Source organism: Pseudogulbenkiania ferrooxidans 2002, from assembly GCF_000174355.1.
Classification (GTDB): domain Bacteria; phylum Pseudomonadota; class Gammaproteobacteria; order Burkholderiales; family Chromobacteriaceae; genus Pseudogulbenkiania; species Pseudogulbenkiania ferrooxidans.
In genome coordinates, this window is the sequence record NZ_ACIS01000012.1 from 77,513 (window position 1) to 84,794 (window position 7,282).

Sequence of the window (7,282 nt, forward strand, 5' to 3'; positions counted from 1 at the left end):
CAGGTTGGCCGAAGCGTCCCGCACACGGAGAACATGATGCTGAACCTGAAAGACCCGTCGCTGCTCAAGCAGCAGTGCTATCTCAACGGTGAGTGGCTGGACGCCGACAACGGCGAGACCATCCCGGTCACCAACCCCGCCACCGGCGAGATTATCGCCCACGTGCCGAAAATGGGCCGCGCCGAAGCCGAGCGCGCCGTGGCCGGCGCTGCCGAAGCGTTCAAGAGCTGGAAGAAGAAGTCGGCCAAGGAGCGCGCCAACCTGCTGCGCAAGTGGTTCGACCTGATGATGGCCAACCAGGAAGACCTCGGCGTCATCCTGACCGCCGAACAGGGCAAGCCGCTGGCTGAGGCCAAGGGCGAAATCGCCTACGGCGCCAGCTACATCGAGTGGTACGCCGAAGAAGCCAAGCGCATCTACGGCGACACCATTCCGTCCACCGGCGCCGACAAGCGCATCCTGGTGACCAAGGAGCCGATCGGCGTCACCGCCGCGATCACGCCGTGGAACTTCCCCAACGCCATGATCACGCGCAAGGCCGCTCCGGCCATGGCCGCCGGCTGCCCGATGGTGGTGCGCCCGGCCAGCCAGACGCCGCTGTCGGCGCTGGCCATCGCCGAGCTGGCGCACCGCGCCGGCATCCCGGCAGGCGTGTTCTCGGTGATCACCGGCGGCTCCAGCGAAATCGGCGCCGTGCTGACCGGCTCCGACACGGTGAAGAAATTCTCCTTCACCGGCTCCACAGAAGTGGGCCGCAAGCTGATCGCGCAGTGTGCCGATACCGTGAAGAAAGTGTCGATGGAACTGGGCGGCAACGCGCCGTTCATCGTGTTCGACGACGCTGACCTCGACGCCGCGGTCGAAGGCGCGATGATTTCCAAGTACCGCAACGCCGGCCAGACCTGCGTCTGCGCCAACCGCATCCTGGTGCAGGACGGCGTGTACGACGCCTTCGCCGAGAAATTCGCCGCCGCCGTCGCCAAGCTGCAGGTGGGTAACGGCCTGGAAGCCGGCGTGACGCAAGGCCCGATGATCGACCTGAACGCGGTGGCCAAGGTGGAAGAGCACATCGCCGACGCGCTGGCCAAGGGCGGCAAGCTGGTCACCGGCGGCAAGCGCCACGCCCTGGGCCACAGCTTCTTCGAGCCGACCGTGATCACCGGCGTGACGCCGCAGATGAAGGTCGCCAAGGAAGAAACCTTCGGCCCGCTGGCGCCGCTGTTCCGCTTCAAGACCGAAGAAGAAGCGATCCAGATGGCCAACGACACCGAGTTCGGCCTGGCCTCGTACTTCTACGCGCGCGACATCGGCCGCATCTTCCGCGTCTCCGAAGGCTTGGAGTACGGCATGGTCGCGGTCAACAGCGGCATCCTCTCCAACGAGGCCGCGCCGTTCGGTGGCGTGAAGCAATCCGGCCTGGGCCGCGAGGGCTCCAAGTACGGCATCGAAGACTATCTGGAAATCAAGTACGTGCTGCTGGGCGGTATCGACCGCTGATGAATTTGTAAGACCCTGTCAGGTGTGAAGCGAATTAGGGCCGGCTGAGACCGGCCCCTTTTTTTTGCCGCTTGGCCGAACGACAGGCTTCGGCCAACCTTGGCGGCAACGCCCGGTCTCAGTGCAGCCGCGCCACCCGCTCCGACAGCGGAATCCCCGCTTCCTTGAGGCAGGAAGCCAGGTCGTGGAACGACAACTCGCGGTCCGGCGCCACATCCGGCACCAGCATCCACGGCGTATGGGCCAGGACCTCCTCGCTGCCTTTCAGCTTGAGCCCGACGTCGTAGCCCTGCAGCTCGGGCTGATACTCCGCCACGGCTTCCAGCTCCTGCAGACCGCCCTGGCCCGCCGCCACCAGCGCCACCGTCATGCCCAGGCGCTTGCGGTTCCAGGCCTGCACCCCGGCGGACAACGCCTCCCACCATGGCAACGGCGTGAACAGTTCGGCCTCGCCGTACTCCATCTCGCTGGCGATGGCCTGCTGCACCACCGGCATGGTCAGCTCCAGCGCCTTGCGGCCGAGCTGACGCACCCGCTCCACGGTCAGCACGCCGCGCTCGACGATGAACGGAATCCACGCCAGCACCAGCTGCGGCTGCTGGGTCTTGCGCGCCGCCTCGAAGGTGGCGCGCGCCGGCTCCGGCTCGACCGGGGCGAAATCGCAGCCGCTGTCCATCACCGGCGCCAGGTGCACCAGGTTCTGGCAGGAGCGCTCGTTGAGCATGTCGAGTGTGAAGAGGGTCGGCGACACCCACAGAATGGCCTGCGACGGCACGTCCAGCGCATCCGCCAGCACCCCCTCGATGCGCTCCAGCAGCGGGAAGTGCCACCACACCCCGCCCTGCGCGCGCGAGAACGCCAACGGCAGCGCCCACAGCTCGAACGACACGCTGCTGCCGTCCTGGCGCACCACCTCGGGGAAGGCGATGCAGTCGCGCGCGGTATCGACCAGCAGCTGGCGCGCCGGCACCTCGCCCTGCAACGCCAGCTGGGCCTCGGTGAACACCGCTTGGTCGCCGCCCGCCAACGCCATCTGCACGTCGGCGGAGAGCTGCACCCGGCGCACCGGGTCGACCACCGCGGCCTGGGCGGTTTCGGCCAGCGAACGGATCGCGCGCGCACGCTCGGCCGGCGGCAGCGGCTCGCTCGGCCCGACCCGCATCTCGCGCGCCTTCGGCCCCATGTCGCGCTCGTTGTAGACCTGCTGCAGGCGCTGATAGACCGTCATCGCCTCGTCGCAGATGGACTGCAGGCGGGCGGCGCTGGGCACCTCGTCGCGGAAGGAAAAATCGAACAGCCGGAAGCCGCTGTTGCAGACGTAATGGGTCAGCTGCTCCTCGTCGTCGAACAGCACGGCACTGGCGAACTCGGTGCTGTCGCGGCCGGCGAACGGCGTCACGTCGTTGCCGACCAGGCGGCAGACGAAGGCGGGCGATCCGGTGTGGACCACGTACTCCCACGGCTCCAGTCCGGCCTCGTCCACGGCGTCGCCGAAAATGAAACGGCTGGGCGGCTGCGGCTCACCCTTGATGCGGGCATTGCGGGGATGGGGTTTCATCGGTCTCTACATCGATCAGCGGAATAAACGTTATATTTTACTCCGAGCCGAGCCAGCGGTGAAACCTATCGACCTCTCCGCCCGCACCCTTAGCGCGCCCCTCCCGCCGCCACCAGCGCCGCCATCCGTGCCGCTCCGGCGTCGCCGCTCGCCGCCAGCCCGGCGGCCACGCCCGCCCGGTTGGCCGCGGCTTGGTTCTGGCTCGCCTTCCATTTGCCTTCCAGCAGACTAACGACGATCTCGATGCCGACCACCGCCGCCAACAGCTTGTCGATGTAGTCGGCCGGGGCATCGCTCAACTGCCAGGGCGACGCCATGCCGGCTTCGTGCTCGGCCGTCAGCAGCGTCAGCTGTTCGCGCAGCCAGTCCCGGTCATCGATCACGCGCAGCCGGCCGTAGGCGTGCACCGCCACGTAGTTCCAGGTCGGAACCGCCTTGCCGTCCGTGCGCTTGCTCGGATACCAACCCGGCGACACATAGGCGTCGGGACCGTGGAAGACCACCAGTGCCTCGCACTCCCCCGTGACGTTGCGCCACAAGGGGTTGGCGCGCGCGACATGGCCGCGCAGGCAGCCCGACGGGGCCGGGTCGGGCGACCACAGCAGCGGGATGTGGTTAGCCTCGAGCCCCGCCGCCGTCGACGCGACCAACGTGGCCAACGGCGCCAAGCGCATCAGCTCGTGCATGGCCTCCGTGCTCGGGGCCTCGAAATGTTTGGGCAGGTACATTTCACGCCTCCCGGCTATCCAGCTTGAAGCGCAGGTGCTGCCGCACCGCCGGCCACTCCTGATCGATGATCGAGAACACCACGGTGTCGCGGTAAACGCCGTCGCCCAGCAGCTGGTGATTGCGTAGGATGCCATCCTGCTTGGCCCCGAGCCGGGCGATCGCCGCACGCGACGCCTGGTTCATCCAGCTGGTGCGAAACTCCACCGCGATGCAGCCCAGCGCATCGAAGGCATGCGCGAGCAGCATCAACTTGCACTCGGTATTGATTGCCGTGCGCTGCGCGCTGTGCGCGTACCAGGTCGAACCGATCTCGACGCGCCGCCGTTCCTGTTCGACATTCATGAAGGTGGTCATGCCGCACAGCTCGCCCTTGTCGAGTCGGCGTACCGCGAACGGCAGCATGCTGCCCTGCTCCGACAGCGTCAGACGGCGCTCGATCTCGGCGCGCATGCCGTCCGGGGTCGGGATCGCGGTATACCACAAACGCCACAACTCCCCGTCGCGGACCGCTGCCGCCAGACCATCATGGTGCTCCAGCGTCAGCGGCTCCAGCCGGGCGTACCGTCCATTCAAGGTGATCGGCTCACAGAACCTCATTGCATGCTCCCTTCAACCACGTATCAAAGCGCTTCATAGCTCCACCCTCAGCATGAGCAGGCCGCCGGACCGCTCGGCCCGGCTTGCCGGGCCAGCTCGCCGGTCACGGTCGCATAGCCGTCGCGCTTCCACCAATCAACGCCGCCGATCAGTTCGCGCACCGGGAACCCCAGCTCCGCCAGCTTCAGCGCCCCCTTGGTCGACGCGTTGCAGCCGATGCCGTCGCAGAACGTCACCAGCAGGCGGTCGCGCGGCAGATCCGCGGTGCTCTCCGCCGTCATCAGACGATGCGGCCGACTGAGCGCGCCGGGCAGGGTCTCGCGGGCATAGGCATCGGCCGAGCGGGCATCGATCAGCAACAGCGGTTCGCCACGCTCCAGCATGGCGTAGACATCGGCCGAATCGATTTCGTAGGCCAGCTTGGCCGCATAAAACGCACACGGATCCATCAGCATCTCGGACTCCTCTTCCCAGAGTGGACATGGAGTCAGGCTACAGGCAAAGTCATCCCGTCAAAAGAACCACTTTGCCATCACTTAAGGAACCACCTTGAGCAGCGATTGGATCGTCGACGCCCTGCAGCAAGTCCTCCAACGCGAGGGCAGCGAAGCACTGCACCGCCAGCTCTATCATCAGCTGCGCGACTGGATCCGCCAGGGACGCCTATCCGGCGGCGGCACCCTGCCCGCCTCGCGCCAGCTGGCACGCGAGCTGCGACTGGGGCGCAACACCGTGCTCGCTGCCTACGACCAGCTGCAGGCCGAAGGCTACCTGGAGAGCCGGCACGGCTCGGGCACCTACGTCTCGGATGTCTTCACCGGGCGCGACGCACCGTCACCCGCGGCAGGAGCCCGCCTGCCCGGCCTCAGCCAGCGCGGTGAGCAACTGAGTCGCCACAGCAATCTGCCGCAAGGCGTGCTCGGCGCCTTCGCACCGGGCGTCCCGGCGCTGGATGCCTTCCCGCAGCAGCAATGGCAACGTCTGTTGTCGCGCCACAACAAGCAGCCCAGCCTCGACTGGCTCGGCTACTGCCACGATGGCGGGCTGCCGGCGCTGCGCGAGGTGCTGTGCGATTACCTGCGCCAGTCACGCTCGGTACTGTGCCGTCCGGAACAGATCGTGATCACTCAGGGCGCCCAGCAGGCATTGGAACTGTGCGCCCGCCTGCTGGCCGATCCCGGTGACACGGTTTGGCTGGAAGAACCCGGTTACGCCGGGGCGCAGGCGGCGATGACCGCCGCCGGCCTCGACATCGTGCCGGTTCCGGTCGACGCAGAAGGATTGAACCCGGCCCTGGCCCCTCCCGCGCGCGCTCCACGGCTGATCTATGCCACCCCGTCGCACCAATACCCCAGTGGCGTGGTGATGACGCTGGGACGGCGCCTGGAGTTGCTGAAGTTGGCCGAAGCCCACCGCAGCTGGATCGTCGAGGACGACTACGACAGCGAATTCCGCTACCACTCGCAGCCGCTCGCCTCACTGCAGGGGCTGGCCAACGGTGGTGCCGTAATCTATCTTGGCACCTTCAGCAAGGTCATGTATCCCGGCCTGCGCCTGGGATATCTAGTTCTGCCGGAAGCCCTGATCGATCCGTTCCGCGCCAGCTACGCCCGCTTATACCGAGAAGGACATTACGCCATACAGGCGGCACTGGCCGACTTCATCGCCGAAGGCCACTTTGCGCGCCACATCCGGCGCATGCGCGAGCTCTACCAGATCCGCCAGACACTGCTGCGCGAAACACTGCACCAGCGCCTGGGTGAACAGCTGCCGCTCTCCCCCGGCGAGGCCGGCATGCACCTGGTCGCCAGCCTGCCGGATACGGTGAACGAGCAGCAGCTGAGCGCCGTCGCCGCGCGCGAAAGACTATGGCTGCGTCCGCTCGCCCGGCATTTCTGGGGACCGGCCACACGGCGGGGACTGGTACTGGGATACGCCGGGGTGCCGGAAGCCGAGTTGTGCCGTGCAGCACGACGGATGGCGGAATTGTTCGAACAGGAAATGCAGCACCAAGGCCGGTGATCCGGCCTTTTTTCTTGCCGTCTGCGGAGAGGAGGAAGGTGGACGCGGTGGAGGATTCATTCCGCCAGCACAAAGCAAAAAGCCCAGCTCGGATGAGCTGGGCTTTTATAAGGGGAGTCTGGCGGTGTCCTACTTTCACACGGCAATGCCGCACTATCATCGGCGCTAAGGCGTTTCACGGTCCTGTTCGGGATGGGAAGGGGTGGGACCACCTCGCTAAGGCCGCCAGACATAAACTGTCAACAAACGGGAAGAAGCCTGGAAGCCTCTCAGCTTCCATTTCGAATTGGGTAATCGATCGTACGTCGCACTCTCTATTCACCGCGTGGCCCAAGCCACTCAAATGATAGGATCAAGCCTCACGAGCAATTAGTATCGGTTAGCTTCACGCCTCACAGCGCTTCCACACCCGACCTATCAACGTCCTGGTCTCGAACGACTCTTCAGGAGGGTCAAGCCCTCAGGGAAGTCTCATCTTCAGGCGAGTTTCCCGCTTAGATGCTTTCAGCGGTTATCTCTTCCGAACTTAGCTACCCGGCAATGCCACTGGCGTGACAACCGGTACACCAGAGGTTCGTCCACTCCGGTCCTCTCGTACTAGGAGCAGCCCCCGTCAAACTTCCAACGCCCACTGCAGATAGGGACCAAACTGTCTCACGACGTTTTGAACCCAGCTCACGTACCACTTTAAATGGCGAACAGCCATACCCTTGGGACCGGCTACAGCCCCAGGATGTGATGAGCCGACATCGAGGTGCCAAACTCCGCCGTCGATGTGAACTCTTGGGCGGAATCAGCCTGTTATCCCCGGAGTACCTTTTATCCGTTGAGCGATGGCCCTTCCATTCAGAACCACCGGATCACTATGTCCTGCTTCGC

General features: G+C 65.6%; 6 protein-coding genes and 2 rRNA genes. 2 read left to right on the forward strand and 6 right to left on the reverse strand.

What is annotated here, in order from left to right; all coding sequences use genetic code 11:
* Positions 1-36: 36 nt before the first annotated feature.
* A complete protein-coding gene (gene gabD, locus FURADRAFT_RS18120) occupies positions 37-1,497 on the forward strand; it encodes an NADP-dependent succinate-semialdehyde dehydrogenase (protein WP_008955629.1) in 1,461 nt (486 codons plus the stop codon).
* Between the two features lie 118 nt (positions 1,498-1,615).
* On the opposite strand, the gene FURADRAFT_RS18125 is transcribed toward gabD, so the two are convergent.
* The 4 genes from FURADRAFT_RS18125 to FURADRAFT_RS18140 all read right to left on the reverse strand — a co-directional run bounded on the left by FURADRAFT_RS18125 (position 1,616) and on the right by FURADRAFT_RS18140 (position 4,836).
* Entirely contained in the window at positions 1,616-3,055 is a 1,440-nt protein-coding gene (locus FURADRAFT_RS18125; protein ID WP_008955630.1) for a hypothetical protein, read from the reverse strand.
* Between the two features lie 89 nt (positions 3,056-3,144).
* Positions 3,145-3,783: an FMN-binding negative transcriptional regulator gene (locus FURADRAFT_RS18130; protein ID WP_008955631.1), complete on the reverse strand. Its 639-nt coding sequence runs from the start codon at positions 3,781-3,783 to the stop codon at positions 3,145-3,147.
* Between the two features lies 1 nt (position 3,784).
* On the reverse strand, positions 3,785-4,381 hold the full coding sequence (locus FURADRAFT_RS18135; protein ID WP_008955632.1) for a GNAT family N-acetyltransferase: 597 nt from the start codon (positions 4,379-4,381) through the stop codon (positions 3,785-3,787).
* A gap of 47 nt (positions 4,382-4,428) precedes the next feature.
* Positions 4,429-4,836, reverse strand: a complete 408-nt coding sequence (locus FURADRAFT_RS18140; protein WP_008955633.1) for a rhodanese-like domain-containing protein — start codon at positions 4,834-4,836, stop codon at positions 4,429-4,431.
* Positions 4,837-4,930: 94 nt separating this feature from the next.
* Here FURADRAFT_RS18140 and pdxR point away from each other — a divergent pair, with 94 nt between their 5' ends.
* Positions 4,931-6,403: a MocR-like pyridoxine biosynthesis transcription factor PdxR gene (gene pdxR, locus FURADRAFT_RS18145; RefSeq protein ID WP_008955634.1), complete on the forward strand. Its 1,473-nt coding sequence runs from the start codon at positions 4,931-4,933 to the stop codon at positions 6,401-6,403.
* A gap of 116 nt (positions 6,404-6,519) precedes the next feature.
* Here the strand turns inward: pdxR and rrf are convergent.
* Positions 6,520-6,633, reverse strand: a 5S ribosomal RNA gene (gene rrf, locus FURADRAFT_RS18150).
* A 118-nt stretch (positions 6,634-6,751) separates the two neighbouring features.
* Positions 6,752-7,282, reverse strand: a 23S ribosomal RNA gene (locus tag FURADRAFT_RS20850); the annotation flags it as partial.